Origin of the sequence: Enterococcus ureilyticus (assembly GCF_001730315.1) — a bacterium.
Lineage (GTDB): Bacteria > Bacillota > Bacilli > Lactobacillales > Enterococcaceae > Enterococcus_L > Enterococcus_L ureilyticus.
Map to the genome: position 1 here is coordinate 181,666 of NZ_MIKC01000040.1, position 23,705 is coordinate 205,370.

The window sequence follows — 23,705 nt, forward strand, 5'->3', positions numbered from 1 at the left end:
ATGAGTTGTTGGCAAAGAAAAGAAAATGGATGCCAGTCTTCTTTTTTACTATCTCTATGATGCTACTAATTTTAGCAGGCTGTAATTCATCAAAAAAAGAGAGCCGATCTTCTAATCAAATAAATTATGGTAGTACAAAAGATATACGAGATATTAATCCGCATTTATATAACGGAGAAATGGCTGCGCAAAATATGGTTTTCGAAGGATTGACCAAAAATGAAGAGGGAAAAGTCAAACCTGCGTTAGCAAAAAGCTGGGCTATTTCTGATGATGGTAAAGAATATACCTTTTCTTTACAAACTAATGTGAAATTTACGGATGGTACGGCATTCAATGCAGATGCTGTGAAGCAAAATTTTGATGCAGTTTTGGCTAATAAGGAACGTCATGCTTGGTTAGATATGGTGAATGAAATCGAGTCGACACAAGTAGTAGATGATGAGACTTTCAAATTAACCTTAAAACATCCCTATTACCCAACCTTGATTGAACTCGGGTTGACTAGGCCATTTCGTTTTATCTCGCCTAAAAGTTTTATTGAGGGGGGATCTAAAACGGGTGTGTCAAGCTATGTGGGAACTGGGCCGTATAAACTGGAAACGCACAAGGACAATCAATATGCGCACTTTGTAGTGAATGAAGATTATTGGGGTGAAAAACCAAAAGTTTCAGAAGTGGATTGGAAAGTAATTCCAGATTCACAAGCATTATTACTTGCTCTAAAAAAAGGAGAAATTGATCTTATTTATGGTGCAGATGGCGACCAATTAAATATGGATGCCTATAACGCAATGAAAGCTGACAAGGCTGCTTTTACAGCCGTATCTAGCCAACCGGTAGCCTCTCGTGCAATACTATTAAATAGTAAACGAGAAAATCTGAGTTCACTAAAGGTTAGAGAAGCGTTAACTTACGCAGTCAACAAAGAGAATATTATTAAAGGTGTACTAAATAATTCAGAAGACAAAGCGGATACGCTATTACCAAAAACAGCTCCTTATTGTGATATTGAATTAAAAAGCTATAATCACAACGTGGAAAAAGCAAATCAATTACTAGATGAAGCAGGATGGAAAGTAGGGGAAAATGGAATACGGATGAAGGATGATAAACCTTTAGCACTAACTTTTTCCTATAATTCACAAAATGCACAAGAAGGAACAATCGCTCAATCGATTCAAGCGGATCTTAAAGAGGTGGGGGTGGACCTAGCCATTATTTCTGAGGAAAAACAGAATTTTCTTGATCGTCAAAAAGATGGAGAGTTCGATTTACAGTATTCGTTGTCGTGGGGAACGCCTTACGATCCGCAATCTTATCTTTCTTCTTGGCGAATACCGGCACATGGAGATTATCAAGCACAATTAGGCTTGGATAAAAAAGCATGGTTGGATGATAAAATCACACAAGTGATGATTGAGCCAGATGAAAAACAGAGACAAACAGATTATAGCGAAATTTTGACGTACATCAACGATCAATGTATATATATCCCAATTTCGTATTCGAAAACGAAAGCAATTGGTAAAGCTAACCTTAAAAATATCACGTTTAATGATTCGCAATATGAAATACCATTTGAAAAAATGTTCTTTGAATAAGGATAGAAAGTTGGGTGACAATGATTAAATCTATTATTAAAAATTGTGGAAAAATCCTACTTCTTCTTTTTTTAATAACGTTTATTCCTTTTTTCCTATTGACGTATCTATCCAATGATCCAGCTGAAGTAGCACTAAGAGTCCAGGCAATCACACCAACTGAACAAAATGTGCGTCAGATGCGTTCAGAATTGGGGTTAGATCAACCTTTTTTTGCAAGATATATTGATTGGGTTCAACAGGCTCTAAAAGGGGATTTAGGTAAAAGCTATGCTACTGATAAATCGATTGCTGGTATGATCAGTGAGGCTTTTCCATATACAGTATTTTTGACTCTAGTGACACTGATCATCATTATTGTAACCTGTTTAGTACTGGGAATTTTGGCTGCTAATTATCAAAATCATTGGACTGAAAAAGTCTTAAGATTGATCACCTTTGTCTTAAATGCAATTCCATCATTTTGGCTAGGGTTGTTACTGATCTTTTTGTTCTCTATCAAGCTAAATTGGTTACCAACGGGAGGGGCCGAAAGCCTATTATCAGTTTTCTTGCCGGCATTGACACTTTCTTTGGCCTACTCTAGTTCGTATATTCGGTTGATTCGCAATGATTTATTGCAAAATAAACAGTTGCCATATGTCGACTATTATTTTACAAGAGGATTTTCAAAAAAATCGATCACGAAACATTTATTGAAAAATTCTTTGCGTTCTTCTGTTGTTTCGATTGGCGTGAGTATTCCCAAACTGATTGCTGGTAGCATCATTATAGAAAGTGTTTTTGCATGGCCTGGTATGGGGCTTCTCTGTATTAATGCAATCAGAAATCGCGATTTACCTGTTTTGCAAGCCTATATTGTGATTATGTCATTGTTCTTTATTAGCAGTAGTTTGTTGATTGATTCCTTAAACAAAAGGATTGATCCCAGACTAAGAGAGCGAGGCAGCTGATGGATGTAATGAAAAAAATAGTCAAGGATAGAATAGTTCTTGTTTCTATTCTCTTTTTAAGTCTTTTAATGTTAGGTATTATTTTTGCGAATGTCTTGTCACCGTATGATCCAAACAAACAAGATATTATGAATAAATTGGCTCATCCAAGTAGTGAACATTTTTTTGGAACAGACATGTTAGGTCGAGATATCTTTTCGAGGATATTATATGGCGGTAGAGTGACGTTACTTCTCTCCTTTTTAATTGTTTTCTTGATTCTTTTGATCGGGCTCATTTTTGGTGGAATTTCTGGGATGTTTGGTGGTTGGATCGATGCCTCAATGATGCGATTTTGTGACCTGATGCTTTCTTTACCGAATGAAATGATGTCTTTGTGTATTATTGGGATTTTAGGCCCTAGTTTACTGACGATTATTTTAGCACTGACAATAGTACGATTTCCGTGGTACGTTAAAATGATCAGGACAGAAGTCCTTAATTATAAAACAAAAAATTATGTTGTCTTCTCCCTAAGTTCTGGAAAGTCTAAAGGATGGGTATTTAAAGAACACATTTTTCCCCCGATTATTCGGGCAATCATTGTTTACTCTACATTAGATATTAGTGCAGTGATTATGAGTATTAGTGCGCTATCTTTTCTCGGGGTTGGGATTCAGCCACCAACAGCTGAGTGGGGTAGAATGTTAAACGAATCCAGAGAAATCGCTGTAGTTGAGCCTTGGCAGATGATTCCTGCTGGGATCACACTATTTCTTGTGATAGCGATGCTCAATTATATCGGAGACGCAGTTGCGGAAGGAATCAACGAAGCGAATAGCGAGTAACGAGGGAGAAAGTAATGGAAAATACACTAATTTTGGTAGTGGAAGAGTTGAGCGTAAATGAACTCAAAACAAATAAAAGAGTCCTTGATAACCTAACTTTTCAAGTAGAAAGAAATGAGTTTTTAGGTATTCTGGCACCAAGTGGAAGTGGGAAAACAACACTTCTTAAAACGATTATGAGAATCTGTCCAAAATCACTTCATTCAAGTGGATTAATTACCTATTTTCCGGATACTAAAAATAAAATCGTTATTCAGGAGAAAAACAATGTTCATTCTTCGGCGGTATTAAGTCGCGAATTAACATACATCCCTCAAAATGCTTCAGAAGCATTTGATCCTATTGAAAAAATGAGTGTGCAATTGAAAGAAACATTGACAGAAAATCGATTTTCTGTAAGTGAAAGAACAAATATGATTCAAGAGTTATTGGAAAGTATGGACTTACCAGAAAGTATCTTAAACAAATACCCCTTTCAATTATCTGGTGGAACGTTACAGCGCTGTGCAATTGGGTTAGCACTTATTTTGAAACCCAAAGTGATTATTGCAGATGAGCCGACGAGTGCATTGGACACGATAAATAGAAAGAGAATTCTAGATAGTTTCTTGCAGCTAAAAAAACGAAATGAGACGACTCTACTTTTGGCGACACATGATATTGCTATTGTAGATTACTTATGTGATACGGCACTGGTTTTAGAAGCAGGTAGAAAAATTGAACACAAAAAAATAGATAAAATGGACACTGATTCAACCTCATATTTGGTAAAAATGCGTAGAATAAAAAATAAAATAGGTTCGACATTTTGGAGATTAAAAGATGGAAAATTGGTTAGTTCTTGAGCAATTATCAAAGACGTATTACAAAGAGCGGTTATTCATGCCAAGAGAAAAAATGGACGGTGGACTAAAGCCATTTTCACTTTGTATTTCAGAAGAGATTATTGGTATTTTAGGAGAAAGTGGTAGTGGGAAAACAACATTAGCTAAACTAATAGCTGGTATTGAAAAACCAGATAAAGGGTCAGGGGAAATCATATTTAGACTAAATGAGCCACTCAAACAAAAGAACCCAGTGAGCATGATATTTCAAGAGTACACCTCTGCAATCAATCCGGACTTTACTGTAGAAAAAGCATTAGTAGAATCAGTTAGTAAAAACAATAAAACACAAGAAACAAAAGAAAAAATAATTACTGTTTTAAATAAAGTGGGATTATCTGAAGAACTCTTAGACAAGAAACCAAGAAACTTAAGTGGTGGCCAGATTCAGCGTGTTTGTATTGCGAGAAGTATCTTAACGGAAGCAAAGGTATTGATTTTGGATGAAGCCTTTAGTTCGTTAGACTTATTTAATGTGGAGCGTATGCTTGAGTTGTTACTTGCTTTAAAAAAAGAATTTAACTTGTATTATATAGTCGTTACTCATAATTTAGAATTGGCTACCTATTTTTGTGACAAACTTATTTTTTTAAAAGAGGGACATTTAGAAGAAGTGATAGAAACGAGTCAATTGATGCATGCGAAATCTGCTTATGTCCAAGCTTTGATTGATGCTCAAATTTGAGCGCCAAATAGTATAATTTGCTAGTAGTGTAGCAAAATGAATTACTATATTGAAATAGATTCAAAGAAAGGAATGGAATTCATGTCAAATTCAATTAATACAGGCGATACAGCATTTATGATTTTATGTACAGCAATGGTGTGTTTAATGACACCAGGTTTAGCTTTTTTCTATGGAGGTTTGGCACGTAAAAATAATATATTAATCATTATGGGACAATCATTTGTTTCAGTTGGAGTAACAACGTTAATGTGGATTTTTGGAGGGTTTGGGCTAGCATTTGGTACAGATTTTCATGGTATTATCGGAAATCCAGCTGATTTCTTCTTGATGAAAAATGTCGGCACATTAGCGAACCTTTTACATGGGGCAACGATTCCCTTTTTAATGTTTTTTGCTTTTCAATTGATGTTTTGTGTGATCACCGTCCCTCTTATGACAGGGGCTTTTGCGGATCGTTTGACGATGAAAGGATATATTTTACTGTTGATCGGCTGGAATTTATTGATTTATTTCCCTGTCTGCCATTGGGTTTGGGGTGGTGGATTTTTAAGTAATTTCAACTTTAAAGACTTTGCTGGCGGTACAGTTATTCATACGACAGCCGGATTTGGTTCTCTAGCAACGATCTTGTACTTAGGACAAAGAAAGTTGACGGAACAACAAAAAAGCCAACACAATAATTTGATGATTGCTGCAATCGGAACTGGACTTTTATGGTTTGGTTGGTTTGGGTTTAATTCTGGTGGTGCATTACGTGCAGATATTCAAGCAGTGAATGCATTTGTTTCAACGTTTGTTGCACTTGCTACATCTTTAACTGTATGGATTTTATTTGCCAAATTTAAGAAGGGGTACTATGATTTTGTGGATATTTTGACTGGGTCAGTTGCAGGATTAGCAACGATAACCCCTTGCGCAGGATATGTAAAACCAACAGAAGCAATTGCTATTGGTGCCATCGCAGCAATTATTTGTAACCTTGCTGTTGATTTTCGTAAGAAAAAAGGTTGGGATGATGCATTGGATGTATGGGGTGTCCATGGCATTGGTGGATTCACTGGAACTATTTTAATTGGTATCTTCGGAACAGGTGCTTCATTAGTAACTGCTAGCGGCTTAAATGCACTGCTCGTTCAAATTTTAGGTGTCTGCTTCGTCGCAGCGTATGCATTCATCATAACAAGACTTATTCTAATTGTTTCATCAAAAATAACAAGAATAGAGACAACAGAAGAAGAACAAGAAAAAGGATTAGATATGGAATTTTTCCATCAGTCTACTTATGATGAATAACTTTCATCTAATTAAATTGGCCAAAGTGAAAGAGTCAAGAGCGAAGACTGCCAAATCTTCACTCTTGACTCTTTCGTTTTTTAAATATTAATAAAATTACAAGTCAAGTTCATGTTCAACTTTTAACGAGTATCCGTGCTATAAACTAGCTTATTAGCCAGGCTTTTTTTGGGGGAGAATCAGTAAAACTATTTTCAGGACATTGTACATAGTAACGGGTTTAATAAGTCTTACCTTCGTTCATGAAATCTTACTTTAATTATTCTTGAATAATATTCTTCTTCTCAAAAAGCTGTTGCACTGTTCGATACAAATCAGCTAATTCTTCCTCGTCATAAGATAAATCCCAAAAATAAAGGGGTAATTCTGGATACTTTTTCCTCGGCAATAAAGAAGAACTGATCACTAAATCATATTGTTCATTCAAATCCTCCTGATAAGGTGCAGAATCTACAAAACCTAGATCATTTAAAAATTGGTAAATTCTTCTAACTAAAAGGAAATTATGCTCAAAAGCAACACCAATTATTAAATGTTCAGAATGCTTTGGCTTATCATAAGCCGGCAGTAAGACACTTTTGATAGCATTGACCAAGGGCTTTTTGATTGTATAAATAAACTTATATTCCTTTTCTTTCGCCTTTGTATCAAAAAAAGCTTGAATCTTTGTTTCAAGAAGTTCATCAGCTTTTTTCTTTTTACGTGGTAATTCTACTAACTTTTGAAGGTTAGGAAATGGTTGGCGTAACACATAAAAGGTAAACGTAATATTTAATAGATTTCCAATGATCATTGGTTTAGCAACAACATCAGGTTCCTTTTTGAAAATATTGATTTTAGCATAGGCAAGAAATTCTTGAACTAATTCATACACAGGATTTGGCCGCGACGAAAAATCATGCAATGTTTGAAATAGTGAAGGGTCATCATCTAGAGTATAAAAAGGAGCGTAATGAGCTAAGAAAAAAATAAAACTGCTTTCTCCCTTGCTGTGCTTAGGTGGTAGTGCTTGAATCGGTCCAAGTTCCTGGTTGAGACGCTCAAAATCATAGTACGGATTGTCCATCATTAAAAAATCATACCGGTCGTCATAACAAACAAAAATTTTCTTTCGCATTCGACAGAGAAAAATCGCTGCAAAATAGGTCAATTCTTTGGCACCTAAGTAAGTTCTAGATAAGGGGAAATATTCAGAAAATGCAACAACAAGCCTTTCAGCATCTTCAAAGGCAACACTTTTAAATGGCCAAACCGTCCCACGGGTTCCAAGCCACAATACATCAAAAAGTGCTACTCGAACAGCACGTTCATCCCCAGTCAAATTTGCTTCAGTATATGTAAATCGCAGATTAAATTGCTTTACGTGTTTTTTCAAAGGCAGCATCTTTCTAGAGACTGTCGAACGACTCACGTAATAGCGTTGACAAAAATCATCTATGTTAGGAAAATCTTGGTTTAAAAAATAAAGAATAAATTGAAAAGGCACCGATTTTTTCAAGAGAAAATAACGGTATTCATCAATGGTCACGAGTAACTTGGTACTATCGATTTTTCCTGCTTTTTGTAAAATGGATGGATGGTTGGAAATCACTTTAACTAAATCATGATTGATTTCATTTAAGATAATAAATGTCTGTTGATAATTCAACGATAGCTCATCAGATAATTGAGTAATTGAGATCTCTGATTGATTGATTTGTGTGATTCGTTTGAAAAGTTTAAACTTTGTCAGCATTCCGGAATCCATCATCAATTCTTCATATAGCATGCTAATCACTTCCTTGCCCCTATTCTACTGTATTATATAGGCACTTGTCAGCTAAGACGATAAGCTGTAGACAGCTAGTGACACATCCTTAACAAAAAGGCAAGATTTCGCTCGAAATAAAAAATATGTAGTATGATAGGTAAGATTTCGAGAAAAAAGAGTCTGAGAGATAACTCTACGAGTTATCTCTCAGACTCAAGGAATTCGTATAAACGGTGCGAGCAGAAGCAATCCCTTCGGAAATAAGCTGAAATTCACAAAAATTTGAAGAACAATTTTCGTGAATCCCTTCTTATTTCTCGGGATTAAACACTCCTGTCCCAACCTCTTTTTTTTATTTAAGATCAGTGTCTTTTTTCAGATTGATCCAAACCAAGCCGATTATAAAACCAAGAACAGATGGAACGACCCAACCCATACCAATCGTAAATAATGGTAAGTAGTTCTCAGCAGTAGTCAAAATAGTTGTAACGCCTGAATTGCTCTTAATAAATTCAGGAGCATTATTCAAAGCATCAAGTAAAGCTGCCACAAGAGTGACATAAGTTGTTGTACGATAGACTTCTTTACGATGACCAAATAACGGACTGATAATCACTAGAATCATTAAAATCATAGCCAAAGGATAAAGAAACATCAATACAGGAATAGAAAATTGAATAATATTCGTCAAGCCAACATTTGCAAATAAACAAGGTAAAATACTAGCTGCGGCAATGTAAAAAGCATAAGACCCTTTTGGAAATAGCTCACTGAATGTTTCAGAACAGGCAGTAATTAAACCAATGGCTGTTTTTAAGCACGCTAGAATGACGATAAAGGCTAATAAAACACTTCCTAAGCTACCCAAATAATGATTGGCAATCTGAGCTAAGGCAATTCCACCATTTTCACTGAGAGGGAATTTCCCCACACTCATTGTACCCATGTAAGACAATAATGTATAAATAATCCCCATCAAAACAACACTGATTGCACCAGATTTTATGGTATCCTTTGCAATGTCATTTGGTTTTTCTACTCCCATACCTCGAATCGTCGACACAATAATGATCCCAAAAGCTAAAGAAGCAAGAGCATCTAGTGTATTATAGCCTTCAGTAAACCCTTTAAAAAATGGATTTGCAACATATGACTCTGCAATAGGCGCTGAAGTGATCGAACCCAAGGGTGTAATAAAAGCAAATAAAATTAAAATAGCTAACAAAAATAAAAATAATGGATTCAAAAACTTTCCTACATAACCTAGTAGCTTAGATGGTTTACGTGAAAATGCCCAAGCAATAAAAAAGAATAGGGCTGAAAATAGTGCTAAAACTAATTTATGCTGATCACTTGGCAAAAAAGGGGCCAAACCAATCTCAAAAGATGTCGTAGCTAGACGAGGCAATGCGAAGAATGGACCAATCGTCAAGTATAGTAATACTGTAAAAGCAACAGCATAGCGCCGATTAACACGAGTTGCTAAATCAAAGACCCCATTACTTTTTGAAATACCAATAGCAATCACACCTAAAAAGGGTAACCCAATCCCTGTAATCAAAAAGCCTAAGTTTGCTAAAAAAATACTTGCTCCAGCTTCTTGCCCCATATGAACAGGAAAAATCAAATTTCCAGCTCCAAAAAATAAGCCAAATAGCATAGAACCTACATAAAGGTAGTCACGCCATGATAATTTTTTTGTCACACATCAACACTCCTTAAACGTTATTCTTAACTAAAATAACAGAATAAAGAGACCACAGCAAGCGAATTTCAGAAAGAGATACAGGTTTTTCTGAAAACATTAAAACCTGCTGAGATTAGCTTGTGAAATAAGCAAATTGATAATCATCACAAAACTGACCATTGATAAAAAATTCATCTTTAAATAAAGCTTCTTGTATAAACCCATTTTTTCGATAAAATTGAATGGCTTTAGTATTAGACCCCATAACGCGTAAAGAAATTTTATGAATCCCTTCTTTAGTAGCGACCTCCTTTAAATAATCCAATAATTGCCGACCGATCCCATAAGATTGGCTGTCTGGATGAACACCGATCCCAAACATCCATTGCTTTTGATGGGCGTTCAAAGGCGTGGGATGATGAACGTCTATAAAACCATGAACTTTGTCAGCCTCAACAGCAACAAAAATAATGCGTCCAGCTGTTTTTTCCTTATACTCGTCAACGGAATGATAATAATGTAGGACAGGAGAATTTTCATTCGTCCAAATCGTATTTTCTATCTCAAATAGTTGTTGGAAATCGAGCTCTTCCACTGGTCGAATGGTGATCTGCTTGTTCATTTAATGCCTTCTTTCTGATTGTCGATCTCATTAAAGCGTTCTTCTAACTTTTGCTTATGGGTGCTTAAAATATCTTCGAAACGAATATCGTATTTATCAGCTAGGATAAAAATATTATCTAGCACGTCACCGAGTTCTTCAGTCAAGTCTTGAACTAAATGTTCTGGGGCTTTTGATTTTTCATCTGGACGGTCACGCCCAATTTCTAAAGCACGCACCGCACGCGCAACTTCTCCTGTCTCTTCAGCTAAAAAACTGACGCGGATAAAAGAGTTGAGCGCATACCAACCTCTTTTTTTATAAAAATGACTGATCCATTGTTGATACTGTTGAAGCTCCACACAAATCCCTCCATTCTTCTTACTATGTTAGCATATAGAATAGAAAAAATAAAAATGAGTGTCATTTATTCAAAAGAGGATAGTCGCTATTTTTAACAAAGCAAAAATAGTCTATTTGTAGTATCATAATCAAGAGGAAGGCACAGTCAAAAATGGAGGGAAAAGAGATGACCACATTTTATTTTGTGAGACATGGAAAAACAGAACTGAATTTGAGTTTGAGATTTCAAGGAGGAAAAATCGATTCGCCGTTGTTACCGATCGGTATCGAACAAGCAATCCAAGCGGGACGTTATCTTTGCGATACATCATTTGATGCAGTTGCTGTCAGCACTCAAAAAAGAGCGATGGATACGGCGAATTACCTTCTTAAAGAAAATGATTATTTAGATGGATTAACCGTGAATTATTATGACAGCCTAAGAGAAATCAAATTTGGTAAACGTGAAGGCATTGAAATCGATCATACAGATGAGCAAACAAAGAACTTACGTCAACGACCAGACCTGTATGATCCCACAGCTTTTGGTGGTGAAACGATCGACTCTTTAGTAAAACGATCTACTGAAACAATAGAACAAATCAGTAAAAAATACCCAGATGGAAAAGTACTAATTGTAGCACATGGTGTGCTGTTGATTACGTTGATCAATTCCTTGATCGGAAAAGAAAAATCACAATGGCGTGAAGGTGGTCCCTTAGCGAATACGAGTATTACAATTTTAGAAAAAGAAAATGATTTACAGAATTACACGCTAAAAACATTTAATGATGTTTCTTATCAATCACAGAATGAAGAAGCATAAAAATCAAATCAAATGACAATCTGTTAGTCAGTTAGAATAGGTGGGAATTAGTTGAAGAGAATGGCCGTTTATTGCGGGGCAAGTGTAGGAAATAAAGCAATTTATCAGGAACAAACAAAAGTGTTAGGCCAATGGATGACCAATAATAAGTATGACCTTGTCTATGGGGGAGGCAATGTTGGTTTGATGGGAATTCTTGCCGATACAGTTATTGACAATGGTGGCAAAGCAATCGGAGTGATGCCAAAATTTCTAATGGAGCGTGAATTAGCACATCAAGCGATTACTGAAATGCATATTGTTACTGACATGCATGAGCGTAAACGTAAAATGATCGATTTGGCAGATTGCTATTTAGCTTTGCCTGGTGGACCTGGAACGTTGGAAGAAATATCAGAAGTTGTTTCTTGGGGAAGGGTTGGTGAACATCAAAATCCCTGTGTCTTTTTTAATGTAGAGGGCTATTATGATTTATTAGCCGAATTTTTTGATAAAATGGTTCGCGATGGATTTTTAACGGAAGCAGACCGAGCAAAGATTTTCTTTTCTGAAGATTTAGATGCGATTCAAGCATTTATCGCTACCTTTACACCACCAACGATTAGACAATATAAATAAATCAACACTCGTTTGAACAGTGACTGCTCAAGCGAGTGTTGATTTATTTTTTAAGGTTTTGATAAAATTCGATGTAAAAACTCTTTCGTCCGTTCTTCTTTTGGATGAACAAAGATATCGTCAGAAGTTCCTTCTTCTGCAATCACACCTTTATCCATAAAAATCACACGGTCAGAAACTTCTTTAGCAAATTCCATTTCATGAGTGACGATGATCATCGTTAATCCTGTATGGGCTAAATCCTTCATAGTCTTCAGTACTTCTCCGACCATTTCAGGATCAAGAGCTGAAGTTGGTTCATCGAATAACATCACATCAGGATTCATCGATAAGGCACGAGCGATGGCGACACGCTGTTTTTGTCCACCGGAAAGTTGGGCTGGTTTTGCATCAATAAAGCGTTCCATACCAACTTTTTCAAGATTTTCTAACGCAATTTTCTTTGCTTCTTCTTTATTACGCTTTAAAACAGTAAGCTGTCCTGAGGTACAATTTTCTAAAACATTCATATTATTAAATAGGTTAAATGATTGGAACACCATCCCTAAATGAGTACGGTATTTTGGCAGATTGTACCCACGCTCTAAGACATTTTCACCATTATAGATGATTTTGCCTCCAGTTGGTTTTTCGAGTAAGTTGATACAACGTAACAGGGTTGATTTACCTGAACCAGAAGAGCCAATGATCGTGACAACTTCTCCTTTCGTGACGTTTACATTGATATCTTTTAACACTTCGTTATCACCAAAGCTTTTTCTTAAATGTTCGACTTCAATAATTGCGCTCATATTATTTCCTCCTAAATTTGAAAGCTCTTTAGCTTTCTTTTACGTTTTCTAGTTCTTCAACTTTGACATAAGCAGAAGGGCCGTCCATTTTCTTCTCGACTACACGTAAAACTCGTGTGATAGCATAGGTCATGATCAAGTACATGATCCCTACGATCGTAAATGTTTGGAAGAACTGGAAGTTTGCACCAGAGGCAGAATTTCCTTGGAAAAATAGATCAGCAACACCGATAACACTTAAAACGGCTGTATCTTTGATATTGATTACAAATTCATTCCCAGTAGCGGGTAAAATATTACGTAAAACTTGCGGCACAATGACTTTACGCATAGTTTGCCCATGTGTCATTCCAATGGCTTGTGCTGCTTCAAATTGTCCAGAATCAACAGCAAAAATCCCACCACGAACGATTTCCGACATGTAAGCTCCTGTATTGATGGAAACAATGAATAATGCCGCAACCGTTCGGTCTAAAGAAATGCCAAAAGCTAAAGCTAGACCATAGAAGATGACCATTGCCTGCACCATCATAGGTGTTCCGCGGAACACCTCAATATAAATTGAAAGCAAACCATTGCCTAATTTTTGGAAGAACCGTTTCACTTTGTTGTCGGATTCTGGAATCGTACGAACGACTCCAATCAATAAACCTAAAGCTGTTCCGACAAAGGTACCAATCAATGCGATAAACAAGGTTAAACCTGCACCGCGTAAGAACATACCGCCGTATTGATCCCAGATATTTTTAAAATCAGCTAGAACGCCAGTTTTTTCACTATCACTTGTTTCAGCCGCGGGTTGATCTTTCACTGCTTGATCCATGATTTTTGTGCGTTCTTCTGAAGAAATACCGGATAAAATTTGATTCACTTTAGCAATGGTTGGGTCTGCTTTACGCATACCAACTGCGATTTGAACATCTTCAGCATTGGTTTGGAAGCCATTTTCTTTAGAGAATTCGAGCATTTCCAACTCTTTATTCACACTTGTAGCGGTCACACCTTCAGGCCGTTCACTCACATAGCCATCGATCATACCAGAAGCCAATGCCGTTCTCATTGCTGAAAAGTTATCCATTGCTTGTTGTTTATTCACACCTGGAATTTGATCGATCACGCTATAATGGAAGGTATTTAACTGTGCTGTAACTTTAGCACCAGATAGATCCTTTAAGTTTTTAGCATCTGCAAATTTGCTTTTCTTCTGAACAACTACAACTAATTGTGATTCATAATAAGGATCAGTAAAATCAATTTCTTTGCGTCGTTCAGCCGTTGGGCTCATACCAGCAATAATCGCATCGATTTTTCCAGATTGCAGAGCAGGGGCTAGACCATCCCATTTTGTTTGAACGATCACGAGTTTTTTATCTAAGCCGGCAGCAATTTTTTTAGCGATTTGTACATCGTAGCCCCCTGCATAAGAAGAATTTCCTTGAATTGGTACAGCACCGTGTGCATCTGTTTTTTGGGACCAGTTAAACGGGGCGTAACCAGCCTCCATTCCAACACGGAATTCTCCGTTAGCCTCTGTTCCTTCTGCTTGACTAAAGACTGGAGCACAGAAAATAACTAAAATAAATGCAAATAACAAGCCAAGTGAAAATGATTTTTTGTTCATAATTGTCTTCCTTTCTTATACATCCTTGAATTTGTTTTACTATAATTCAGTTTAAAGAGTTTTGAAGAATACATTGAAACAGCTTCTTCTTTCACACAAAAAAACAACTATGCAAAATGCATAGTTGCCTATATCGTCAGGTACTCTCAACAAAAACATAGCGCAACTTAGCATCACTACTAAGACAGTCCGCAAGTTGTTCGCTTACGTCCCAACACATAACAGGGAGGCTGTTATGCATTTCGGCGATTTTTCCTAGACTTGTTTCGACGTGTCCTCTCACTCCACAAGCTTAATAAAAAACGCAACCTCTACCTCGATTTGAGGTACTATTTAATTATTCGATTCGAGTATAAAGTGTACGTTATTTACTTGGAAAAGTCAATTGCTTGTTTACCTAAGATTTGTTTGGAAATAATGGATTTCATGTCAATTGATTATAAAAAAACTTGGATAAACACAATTGTGGTAATCAGCGTTGTTTGTATTGTAGCTGTACTAGACATAAAGAATACAGAAGACCGTAGAACGGCTCGAGATGTTTTTTTAGGGTAATAGTCCATTTGTTTCTAGTAGCTCAAAACAGAGTGCGAAAGATAAAATGATCGTGGTCATCCTAATTAATCAAAGAACAAGAAAAAAGCACTGAAAAGGAATACTTTTTCAGTACTTTTTGACAGTCAAAACATATAATTAAGCTTTTGCTGCTTCTTTTGGTTCGCGGCCTAAAATAGCTTGTAAGACAGTTAAGACACCATATGAAGCTAAGATTGTGTAAATCAAGCTTGAATAAGTTGTAATATCGAAATCCCACGTTTTGTAAATCACTAAAACAATAGCCAAAATAATACCAGCAAGAACGTTAAAGAATGCAAACGCCCACAGATTTCCGTTTTCTTTGCGTGAAAGATAATAGATCGAAAACCATAAGCTTAGAACACCCCAAGCAATGCAGACTAAAATAGCTGCCCAATAAATAATAAATGCTACCACGAAGTTTCACCTCACTTTTATACATTAAGTATTCTATCACGTTCTCTTTTATTTGTCATGAAAAGTCAGTGATAAAGCGGACATAATTAAAAGCTTTTCACCTGTTTTTAACGTGCAAAATTCGTGTCCTAATTAGCAAATATGAACGCAATTCTTTTTTATTTCTACGAATATGTTTTCTCTCTCTTCCGTCTTTACGTTATAATGAAACTATTAGGAGATGAGACAATGCAAACAATTAATGAAACGAAAGCGATAAACCTGATCCAGCAAGCTAATCGTATTACTTTCTTAACAGGCGCGGGTGTGTCAACAGCCTCAGGCATCCCAGATTATCGCTCATTGTCTGGCATTTATAAAGGAATCGAACGACCTGAATATCTGTTAAGCCAGACTTGTATGATTGAGGAACCAGAAAAATTTTATTCATTTGTGCAAACATTATATCATCCTAATGCCAAACCAAATATCATCCATCTGAAAATAGCAGAACTACAAAAAACTAAGAATGCATGGGTCGTTTCCCAAAATATAGACGGCCTCCATGCCAAAGCGAAAATGCAGTAGCTTGTTGATTTTCATGGAAACTTATATGATTGTTATTGTAGAAAATGTGGTCAAGCAGTTTCAGCAAAAGTTTATCTAACTTCTGCAAGGCATGAGCAATGTGGTGGCCAAATTCGACCGAATATTGTTCTATATGAAGAAGGATTAGATGAAAAAGCAATAGCGGTATCGATCGAAGCTATAGCAAAAGCTGATCTGATCGTGATCGTTGGGACTAGCTTTCAAGTGCATCCGTTTTGTGATTTGATTCATTATGCAAATGACGCAGCTACACTTTTAGTGATTAATCAAACACCGATTCAATTAAATAGGGATGCTTATTTTTTAAAAGAAGATGCAGTGAAGGTCTTTGAAAATATAGGATAAGGAGCTTTAACATGGAAGAAATTAAATCAGAACGACAAAAAATGATCGGCGGCGAACTTTATTTTGCTGGTGATCCAGAACTGGCAACAGCTCGCAAATTTGCAAGAGAACAGATGAAATTGATCAATAAAGAAGAAGACAGCCAAATCCGCCGCCAATTAGTGGAAGAAACCTTTGGAACAACTGGAACAGGTAGTTACATTGAACCATCAATTAGTTTTGATTATGGGTTTAATATTCATGTTGGTAAAAATTTTTATGCCAATTTTAATAGTATTTTCTTAGATATTTGTCCAATTACGATTGGGGACAATTGCATGTTTGGACCGAACGCTCAACTATATGCAGCCACACATCCTCTACATCCAGTCAAAAGAAATAGTGGGTTGGAATTTGGAAAACCCATCACGATTGGGGATAACGTTTGGCTTGGCGGTGGTGTTATCGTCACTCCAGGTGTAACGCTAGGTAATAATGTGGTTGTAGCAGCAGGGGCTGTCGTGACCAAATCTTTTCCAGATAATTGTGTAATTGGCGGTAATCCTGCAAAAATCATCAAAGAAATTGAACTGGATGAGCCGAATCAGCCTCCTTTAACAATCCAACGCGATAAAATTGATACACTAGACAAAAAAATAGTTGCATTATTAGAAGAACGTATGGATGTAGTAGAAGCAATTGTTGCTATCAAAAAAACTGCTGACAAGCAGATATTAGATACCTCAAGAGAACAAGAAGTTTTAAAAAAAATCAATACGTATATCCAAAATGATGCGTACAAAGAAGTGATCAAAGAAACTTACCAAGGAATTATGGACGCATCAAAACATTTTCAGCAAAAACAGCTGGATTAAAAGAGCCAGGAGGGAATTGAATGGATGGTGTAAAAAGACGGGAAGCGATCTTACTTGAATTAGAATCAGCAGAAAAGCCTGTGAGTGCCAGTCGTTTTGCAAAAGAGTTCAAAGTCAGCCGCCAAATTGTGGTTGGAGATGTAGCCCTTTTAAGGGCTGCAGGTCATGATATTATCGCAACAGCTAGAGGATATCTGCTGGAAAAAGAAGAAAATAAACAAGGTATCATTCGGAAAATTGCCTGTCAGCACTCTCCCGAACAAACGGAAGAGGAATTACGAACAATTGTCTTTTTAGGTGGTGAGTTGCTTGATGTTGTGGTAGAGCATCCGATTTATGGTGAATTAACAGGAGGTTTGCATATCCGCACAGAAAAAGAGGTGAAAGCGTTCATCAAAGCATATCAAAAAAGTAGTGCGTCGCTATTATCCGAGTTGACTGGTGGTATCCATCTACATACGATACGTTGTGAAAGTGAAGACGCACTTAGCCGAATAAAAGAAGGGTTAGCCGAAAAAGGAATTTTGTATCAGGGCTAATAAAAAGCTCTATCAGAAATCATCTCGATTTCTGATAGAGCTTTTACTAATTATTTTCAGCTTCAAATTTTTCAAACGCTGACTTGATTACATCTTTCAAAGCGTTAGCAGAAGCGTTCATGCGATCTTTTTCTGAATCTGTCAACGGAATTTCGATCACTTGTTTGATTCCTTGGCGGTTGATCACAGCTGGTGCACCAATATAAATATCATTTTGTCCGTATTCACCATCTAAATAAACAGATAGGGGGAAGACAGAATCTTCATCATCTAGAATCGCTTTTGTAATTCGTGCTAAGGCAGCTGCGATTCCGTAGAAGGTTGCACCTTTTTTCTCAATGATTGAATAAGCCGCATCTCGTACATTGAAGAATAAGTTGACCATCGCTTCTTCATCGACGTCTGGATTATTTTTGACCCATTCGTAAATTTGCAACCCAGCTACATTGGCATGTGACCAAACTGGAAATTCAGTATCACCATGTTCTCCCAAAATATACGCATGGACATTACGGGCATCCACATCAACTAATTCAGCGATTGCTTGACGGAAACGAGCAGAATCTAGAGATGTTCCTGAACCGATAACGCGTTCTTTTGGAAATCCTGAGAATTTCCATGTAGAATAAGTTAAAATATCCACTGGATTGGCAGCGACTAAGAAGATGCCACTAAATCCAGAATCAACGATTGCAGTGACGATTTGTTTGTTGATCTTTAAATTTTTATGCACTAAATCGATTCGTGTTTCACCTGGTTTTTGTGCGGCACCTGCTGTTAAGACAACAAGGTCAGCATCGTGACAATCGTCATAAGTAGCGGCATAAATCTTTTTAGGAGAAGTAAAAGCTAATGCGTGAGATAAATCAGCGGCATCTCCTTCAGTTTTCTTTGTATCTATATCAATAATACCAACTTCTTGAGCAATATTTTGAGTGACTAAGGCAAAAGCATAACTAGATCCGACAGCGCCATCTCCAACTAAAATTACCTTTTGGTGGTCTTTGTTCCCAACTGCTGCAGTCATGTGTATCATTCCTTTCAGATAATTGTTTTATCACACTGATAATACCATCGTTTGTGAGGTTTGTCACGTTTTTTGTTTAGAAAAATAATACAGTTTTTAAAGGTGTTTCATAAGAAAACTCTTTCATGTGCGGTGTTTCACTATTTCTGTTTTTACCTATTTAGTTTGTTGGGAGAAAAGACAATTAAATTTTATGGCTTTTTTAACAACTTAAAAGATTCGGCAATCGATTGTTTTATGGTATAATTATAAAAAAACTGGGCAGAGGATTTTCCTGCCTGGGTATTTTGTGTTGGACAATGAATAAACAAGAAGGCAGAGAAGATTCTGTATTTTTTTCTGAGAAGATTCCGTTTGCCGCAATGTTTTTTATAAGGAGAAATATAGATGAAGATGATCGTTGGGTTAGGTAACCCAGGAAGTAAATATCAAGAAACAAAACATAATATTGGTTTTATTACGGTAGATGAAATTGCGCATCGTTATAATGCGACCTTCAATAAAAGTCAGTTTGAAGCAGATATTGCAGAATTTTTCATTGGAACTGAGAAAATCATGCTAGTTAAACCACTAACGTTCATGAATGAGTCTGGCCGCTCTGTGGGTCCTTTAATGACTTATTATGGTGTAGAAGATGAAGAGTTGATCGTGATCTATGACGACTTAGATTTAGAAACAGGGAAGATTCGTTTACGAGAGAAAGGCGGAGCAGGTGGGCACAATGGCATGAAAAGTTTGATTGCACACCTAGGTACAAACATATTTCCGAGAATCAAGATCGGTATTGGTCGTCCAATTGGGAGCAATACGGTTGTTCATCATGTATTGACAGGGTTTCCTAAAGACAAACATGAAGAGATTTTACTAGCGGTGAAAAGCGCAGCGGATGCGGCAATCTATGCTTGTGAAGGCCATACGTTTGTTGACACGATGAATCAGTTTAATGGGAAATAAGTGAAATAGGAAGTTTTATCTAGCTTTGCAGGCTAGTCTTTCAGAAAAAAGATAAAATCTGATTGTGGCAAAAGACGCCACCCTCATATTTTTCTATTTTTCAATCAAGACTGGGAGAGCCTGTTCAGCTTTTATAGTTATCTAGCTTTGCAGGCTAGTCTTTCAGAAAAAAGATAAAATCTGATTGTGGCAAGAGACGCCACCCTCATACTTTTCTATTTTTCAATCAAGACTGGGAGAGCCTGTTCAGCTTTTAAATTTTAGGAGGAGTCTGACGTGAACATCATTGAACGAATTGGTGCAAGTGAACTAGCCCGAGATTGGCAAAAACAATTAACAGGGAATACCCGCCAGTTGATTACAGGGTTAGCCGGCTCTGCAAAAACATTAGTCATGACCAGTGGCTTTAAAGAGAAGAATAAAAAAATCGTTGTTGCCGTTCCAAATCTTTACTATGGAAACCAATTAGTCGAAGATTTTCGTAATATTTTGTCGGATGAAGAAGTCTATATCTTTCCTGTTGATGAGGTGTTATCAGCTGAAATGGCCTTTTCTTCACCAGAAGCCAGAGCTGAAAGAGTGGCGGCACTTGATTTTCTTTTGACCGATCAAGCAGGGATTATCGTTGTTCCAGTAGCCGGGTTAAGGAAATATTTACCAAGTAAACAAACTTGGGAAAAGGCTCAGCTTCATTGGGAGCTTGGTGGCGAAATCGAGTTAGATACATTAGCGCAGCAATTAGTTTTGATGGGCTATGAGCGCCAATCCTTAGTAGGAAAACCAGGGGATTTTAGTATTCGCGGTAGTATTGTCGATGTTTATCCATTGAATTCAGAATATCCAGTAAGAGCGGAATTGTTTGATATTGAGATCGATTCGCTCCGTTACTTTGAAGCAGATACACAACGTTCGGTCGGGCCTATTGAATCTGTCACACTTTCACCAATGACAGACTTGGTGTTTTCTAAAGACGATTTGATCCATGGGGAAAAAGAGCTGACGAAAGCATTGGAGAAACGAGTAGCAATTGCTAAAGATGCGTCTGAAAAAGGGTTTCTAGAAGACTATTTTGGACAGTTGGCAAGTTCTTGGAGTCAAGGGATTCCCACAGATACGGCTCATTACTATACAGATCTACTGTATGAAAATAAAACGACCTTACTTGATTATTTAACAGAAGATAGTTTGGTTTTTATTGACGACTATGCGCGTATTTTAGAAGCAGAACGTGAAATTATTCGGGAAGAAAATGAATGGCAAGTGCTTAAACTAGAAGAAATGCGTATTTTTCCTGAGCAGACTTTTGGTGTAGAGTTTCACGAGCAAGTACGCAAAATGACGTTCTCAACAACTTTCTTTTCACTATTTCAAAAGGGTATGGGCAATTTGCGTTTCCAAGCGGTTCATAATTTTCAATATCGTTCGATGCAGCAATTCTTTGGTCAAATGCCCCTACTAAAAACGGAAATGGACCGTTGGCAAAAACAGGATCAGACGGTTATTGTTTTTGTTCCGACAAAAGAACGTAGTCAAAAAGTGGAAGAATTGTTTCGTGATTTTGCTATTTCAAGTGTGACCGCCTCAGCTGATAAATTAATAGAAGGTAAAATTCAAATCGTTGAAGGGGCGCTGCAATCTGGGTTTGAGTTGCCAGTAGAAAAAATTGTTGCGATCACTGAAAAAGAAATTTTCCACACAACGACGAAAAAAAGAGCAAGGCGTCAAACTGTTTCGAATGCAGAACGCTTGAAAAGCTATAGCGATCTGAAAACAGGAGATTATGTGGTTCATGCCAATCATGGGATCGGAAAATATATTGGGATGCAGACGTTGGAAGTGGATGGTGTCCATCAAGACTACATCACGATTTTATACCAAAACGATGATAAACTATTCATTCCTGTTACGCAGTTGAACCTGATTCAAAAGTTTGTAGCTTCTGAAGCGAAATCACCAAAAGTTAATAAATTGGGTGGTAGCGAATGGAGTAAAACAAAACGCAAAGTTACATCTAAAATTGAAGATATTGCAGACGATTTGATTCAACTTTATGCGTCAAGAGAGTCTGAGAAAGGCTATGCTTTTCCACCAGATGATGCTTATCAGAAAGAATTTGAAGATGCTTTTCCCTATAGCGAAACAGATGATCAGCTGAGAAGTACGGCCGAAATCAAACACGACATGGAAAAAACGCGCCCGATGGATCGTCTATTGGTTGGCGATGTTGGCTACGGTAAGACAGAAGTCGCTTTACGTGCCGCATTTAAAGCAATCAACAATAATAAACAAGTGGCCTTTTTGGTTCCAACAACAATTTTAGCTCAGCAACATTACGAAACAATGTTGGATCGATTTGAAGGTTTCCCGGTAGAAGTCGGTTTATTGAGCCGCTTTAGAACGAAAAAACAACAAAATGAAACGATTGAAAAAATCAAACATGGTCAAGTCGATATTGTCGTAGGAACTCACCGCCTGCTTTCTCAAGATGTGAATTTTAGTGATTTAGGCTTGCTGGTGATCGATGAGGAACAGCGTTTTGGTGTGAAGCATAAAGAGCGATTGAAACAATTAAGGGCGCAAGTCGATGTTTTAACACTGACTGCAACACCGATACCTAGAACACTGCATATGTCGATGCTCGGCGTACGTGATCTATCTGTTATCGAGACGCCGCCTGAAAATCGTTATCCGATCCAAACGTACGTCATGGAAAATAATCCAGGAGCAATTAGAGAGGCAATCGAAAGAGAAATGGCTCGTGATGGGCAAGTTTTTTATCTATACAATCGAGTAGATACGATCGAGCAAAAGGTTGAAGAAATTCAAGCATTGGTTCCAGAAGCGAGGATTGCTTATGCACATGGTCAGATGACGGAAGTGCAATTAGAGAACACCTTATTCGATTTTATTGAACGGCAATATGATGTATTAGTGACAACGACAATCATTGAAACGGGTGTAGACATTCCTAATGCCAATACTTTATTTGTAGAAAATGCTGATTACATGGGGCTGTCCACCTTGTATCAATTACGAGGTAGGGTTGGTCGAAGTAATCGGGTAGCGTATGCCTATTTTATGTACGAACAACAAAAGATTTTAAATGAAGTGAGTGAAAAACGTTTAGAAGCGATCAAGGATTTCACCGAGTTAGGTTCAGGGTTTAAAATTGCGATGCGCGATTTATCAATACGTGGTGCAGGGAATCTATTAGGTGCACAGCAACATGGCTTTATTGATTCTGTTGGGTTTGATATGTACTCTCAAATGCTTTCAGAAGCAGTTGCTCGCAAACAAGGGAAAAATATCCAAGATCAAAAAACATCAGTTGAGATCGATTTGGGGATCGATGCCTACTTACCGACAAGCTATATCGATGATGAACGTCAAAAAATTGAAATTTACAAACGGATCCGTCAATTGGAAAATATGGATATGTACGATGAACTAGAAGCAGATCTACTGGATCGCTTTGGCGAATATCCAGACGAAGTTGCTCATTTATTGACGACAGGACGAATTAAAATGGATGGGGATCGAGCATTAATAGAAACGATCCGTAAACGACAACAAGAAATCATCTTTACACTAAGTAAGATTGGCACTAAAACATATAATGTAGAACAAATTTTTGAAGCCTTGTCCAACACACAATTAAAAGCAGATCTTGCAGTAGATAATGAAAAAATGTCTATTCGCTTGAAAGTGCCTAAAGATATGAAGGAAGCCGCTTGGCTGCAAGAAGTGGCGTTGTTTACTACAGCTTTGAGACAGGAAAAATATAAAACTGTAGCTGTTGAAGAATCATAGAAAAAGACAAGATGGATAGTTTAGTGCTTTGAAAAAAAGGGAACATCTGATTGTGATAAAAAAGCTTCACACTCACATTCATCTATTTTTAAGTGAAGCAAAATAAGCTC

General features: G+C 37.0%; 20 protein-coding genes, 1 pseudogene and 1 riboswitch. Of the genes and pseudogenes, 13 read left to right on the top strand and 8 right to left on the bottom strand.

The features are described from left to right. The first annotated feature begins 8 nt into the window (after positions 1–8). From nikA to BCR24_RS14565, 6 genes are all read left to right on the top strand, one after another. Positions 9–1,604, top strand: coding sequence for a nickel ABC transporter substrate-binding protein (gene nikA / locus BCR24_RS14540; protein WP_204638566.1), 1,596 nt, complete (start codon positions 9–11; stop codon positions 1,602–1,604). A gap of 20 nt (positions 1,605–1,624) precedes the next feature. Continuing rightward, positions 1,625–2,557 (top strand): ABC transporter permease, encoded by a 933-nt coding sequence (locus BCR24_RS14545; protein ID WP_069641214.1) that lies wholly within the window; start codon positions 1,625–1,627, stop codon positions 2,555–2,557. Continuing rightward, the gene (locus BCR24_RS14550) at positions 2,557–3,384 is read left to right on the top strand and encodes an ABC transporter permease (protein WP_069641215.1); all 828 of its coding nucleotides are present in this window, start codon (positions 2,557–2,559) and stop codon (positions 3,382–3,384) included. Before BCR24_RS14545 ends, BCR24_RS14550 begins: the two co-directional genes overlap by 1 nt. A gap of 14 nt (positions 3,385–3,398) precedes the next feature. Beyond that, the gene (locus tag BCR24_RS14555) at positions 3,399–4,229 is read left to right on the top strand and encodes an ATP-binding cassette domain-containing protein (protein ID WP_069641216.1); all 831 of its coding nucleotides are present in this window, start codon (positions 3,399–3,401) and stop codon (positions 4,227–4,229) included. Beyond that, complete coding sequence (locus BCR24_RS14560; protein ID WP_069641217.1) at positions 4,207–4,953, top strand: ABC transporter ATP-binding protein; 747 nt, start codon at positions 4,207–4,209, stop codon at positions 4,951–4,953. The genes BCR24_RS14555 and BCR24_RS14560 overlap by 23 nt, the downstream gene beginning before the upstream one ends. Positions 4,954–5,034: 81 nt before the next feature. Further along, positions 5,035–6,249: an ammonium transporter gene (locus BCR24_RS14565; protein ID WP_069641218.1), complete on the top strand. Its 1,215-nt coding sequence runs from the start codon at positions 5,035–5,037 to the stop codon at positions 6,247–6,249. 259 nt (positions 6,250–6,508) lie between these two features. Here BCR24_RS14565 and BCR24_RS14570 read toward each other — a convergent pair whose 3' ends face one another. From BCR24_RS14570 to BCR24_RS14585, 4 genes are all read right to left on the bottom strand, one after another. Continuing rightward, entirely contained in the window at positions 6,509–8,017 is a 1,509-nt protein-coding gene (locus BCR24_RS14570; RefSeq protein WP_069641219.1) for a helix-turn-helix domain-containing protein, read from the bottom strand. 334 nt (positions 8,018–8,351) lie between these two features. Next, positions 8,352–9,704: a branched-chain amino acid transport system II carrier protein gene (gene brnQ / locus BCR24_RS14575; protein WP_069641220.1), complete on the bottom strand. Its 1,353-nt coding sequence runs from the start codon at positions 9,702–9,704 to the stop codon at positions 8,352–8,354. Positions 9,705–9,819: 115 nt separating this feature from the next. After that, a complete protein-coding gene (locus BCR24_RS14580; RefSeq protein WP_069641221.1) occupies positions 9,820–10,308 on the bottom strand; it encodes a GNAT family N-acetyltransferase in 489 nt (162 codons plus the stop codon). Continuing rightward, positions 10,305–10,649 (bottom strand): MazG nucleotide pyrophosphohydrolase domain-containing protein, encoded by a 345-nt coding sequence (locus BCR24_RS14585; protein ID WP_069641222.1) that lies wholly within the window; start codon positions 10,647–10,649, stop codon positions 10,305–10,307. Before BCR24_RS14585 ends, BCR24_RS14580 begins: the two co-directional genes overlap by 4 nt. 167 nt (positions 10,650–10,816) lie before the next feature. Between BCR24_RS14585 and BCR24_RS14590 the strand changes: the two genes are divergently transcribed. Both BCR24_RS14590 and BCR24_RS14595 read left to right on the top strand, forming a co-directional pair. Further along, the gene (locus BCR24_RS14590) at positions 10,817–11,455 is read left to right on the top strand and encodes a histidine phosphatase family protein (RefSeq protein WP_069641251.1); all 639 of its coding nucleotides are present in this window, start codon (positions 10,817–10,819) and stop codon (positions 11,453–11,455) included. A 60-nt stretch (positions 11,456–11,515) separates the two neighbouring features. Continuing rightward, positions 11,516–12,073: an LOG family protein gene (locus tag BCR24_RS14595; RefSeq protein WP_204638571.1), complete on the top strand. Its 558-nt coding sequence runs from the start codon at positions 11,516–11,518 to the stop codon at positions 12,071–12,073. A gap of 50 nt (positions 12,074–12,123) precedes the next feature. Here BCR24_RS14595 and BCR24_RS14600 read toward each other — a convergent pair whose 3' ends face one another. The 3 genes from BCR24_RS14600 to BCR24_RS14610 all read right to left on the bottom strand — a co-directional run bounded on the left by BCR24_RS14600 (position 12,124) and on the right by BCR24_RS14610 (position 15,478). Beyond that, positions 12,124–12,864 carry an amino acid ABC transporter ATP-binding protein gene (locus BCR24_RS14600; RefSeq protein ID WP_069641224.1) on the bottom strand — a complete coding sequence of 247 codons (741 nt, stop codon included), beginning with the start codon at positions 12,862–12,864 and terminating at the stop codon, positions 12,124–12,126. Positions 12,865–12,892: 28 nt separating this feature from the next. After that, positions 12,893–14,485, bottom strand: coding sequence for an ABC transporter permease subunit (locus BCR24_RS14605; protein ID WP_069641225.1), 1,593 nt, complete (start codon positions 14,483–14,485; stop codon positions 12,893–12,895). 150 nt (positions 14,486–14,635) lie between these two features. Then, a riboswitch (Lysine riboswitch) is annotated at positions 14,636–14,807 on the bottom strand. Between the two features lie 371 nt (positions 14,808–15,178). Then, positions 15,179–15,478 (bottom strand): hypothetical protein, encoded by a 300-nt coding sequence (locus BCR24_RS14610; RefSeq protein ID WP_069641226.1) that lies wholly within the window; start codon positions 15,476–15,478, stop codon positions 15,179–15,181. Positions 15,479–15,706: 228 nt separating this feature from the next. Here BCR24_RS14610 and BCR24_RS14615 point away from each other — a divergent pair. From BCR24_RS14615 to BCR24_RS14625, 3 genes and pseudogenes are all read left to right on the top strand, one after another. Then, positions 15,707–16,411: pseudogene (locus tag BCR24_RS14615) on the top strand (NAD-dependent protein deacylase). 11 nt (positions 16,412–16,422) lie between these two features. Next, positions 16,423–17,265, top strand: a complete 843-nt coding sequence (locus BCR24_RS14620) for a chorismate mutase (protein ID WP_069641227.1) — start codon at positions 16,423–16,425, stop codon at positions 17,263–17,265. A 20-nt stretch (positions 17,266–17,285) separates the two neighbouring features. After that, positions 17,286–17,804, top strand: coding sequence for a transcription repressor NadR (locus BCR24_RS14625; protein ID WP_069641228.1), 519 nt, complete (start codon positions 17,286–17,288; stop codon positions 17,802–17,804). 46 nt (positions 17,805–17,850) lie between these two features. Here BCR24_RS14625 and BCR24_RS14630 read toward each other — a convergent pair whose 3' ends face one another. Then, entirely contained in the window at positions 17,851–18,831 is a 981-nt protein-coding gene (locus BCR24_RS14630; RefSeq protein WP_069641229.1) for an L-lactate dehydrogenase, read from the bottom strand. A gap of 387 nt (positions 18,832–19,218) precedes the next feature. Here BCR24_RS14630 and pth point away from each other — a divergent pair, with 387 nt between their 5' ends. Both pth and mfd read left to right on the top strand, forming a co-directional pair. After that, a complete protein-coding gene (pth, locus tag BCR24_RS14635) occupies positions 19,219–19,785 on the top strand; it encodes an aminoacyl-tRNA hydrolase (protein ID WP_069641230.1) in 567 nt (188 codons plus the stop codon). A 276-nt stretch (positions 19,786–20,061) separates the two neighbouring features. Continuing rightward, on the top strand, positions 20,062–23,595 hold the full coding sequence (gene mfd, locus BCR24_RS14640; RefSeq protein WP_069641231.1) for a transcription-repair coupling factor: 3,534 nt from the start codon (positions 20,062–20,064) through the stop codon (positions 23,593–23,595). Positions 23,596–23,705 lie beyond the last annotated feature (110 nt).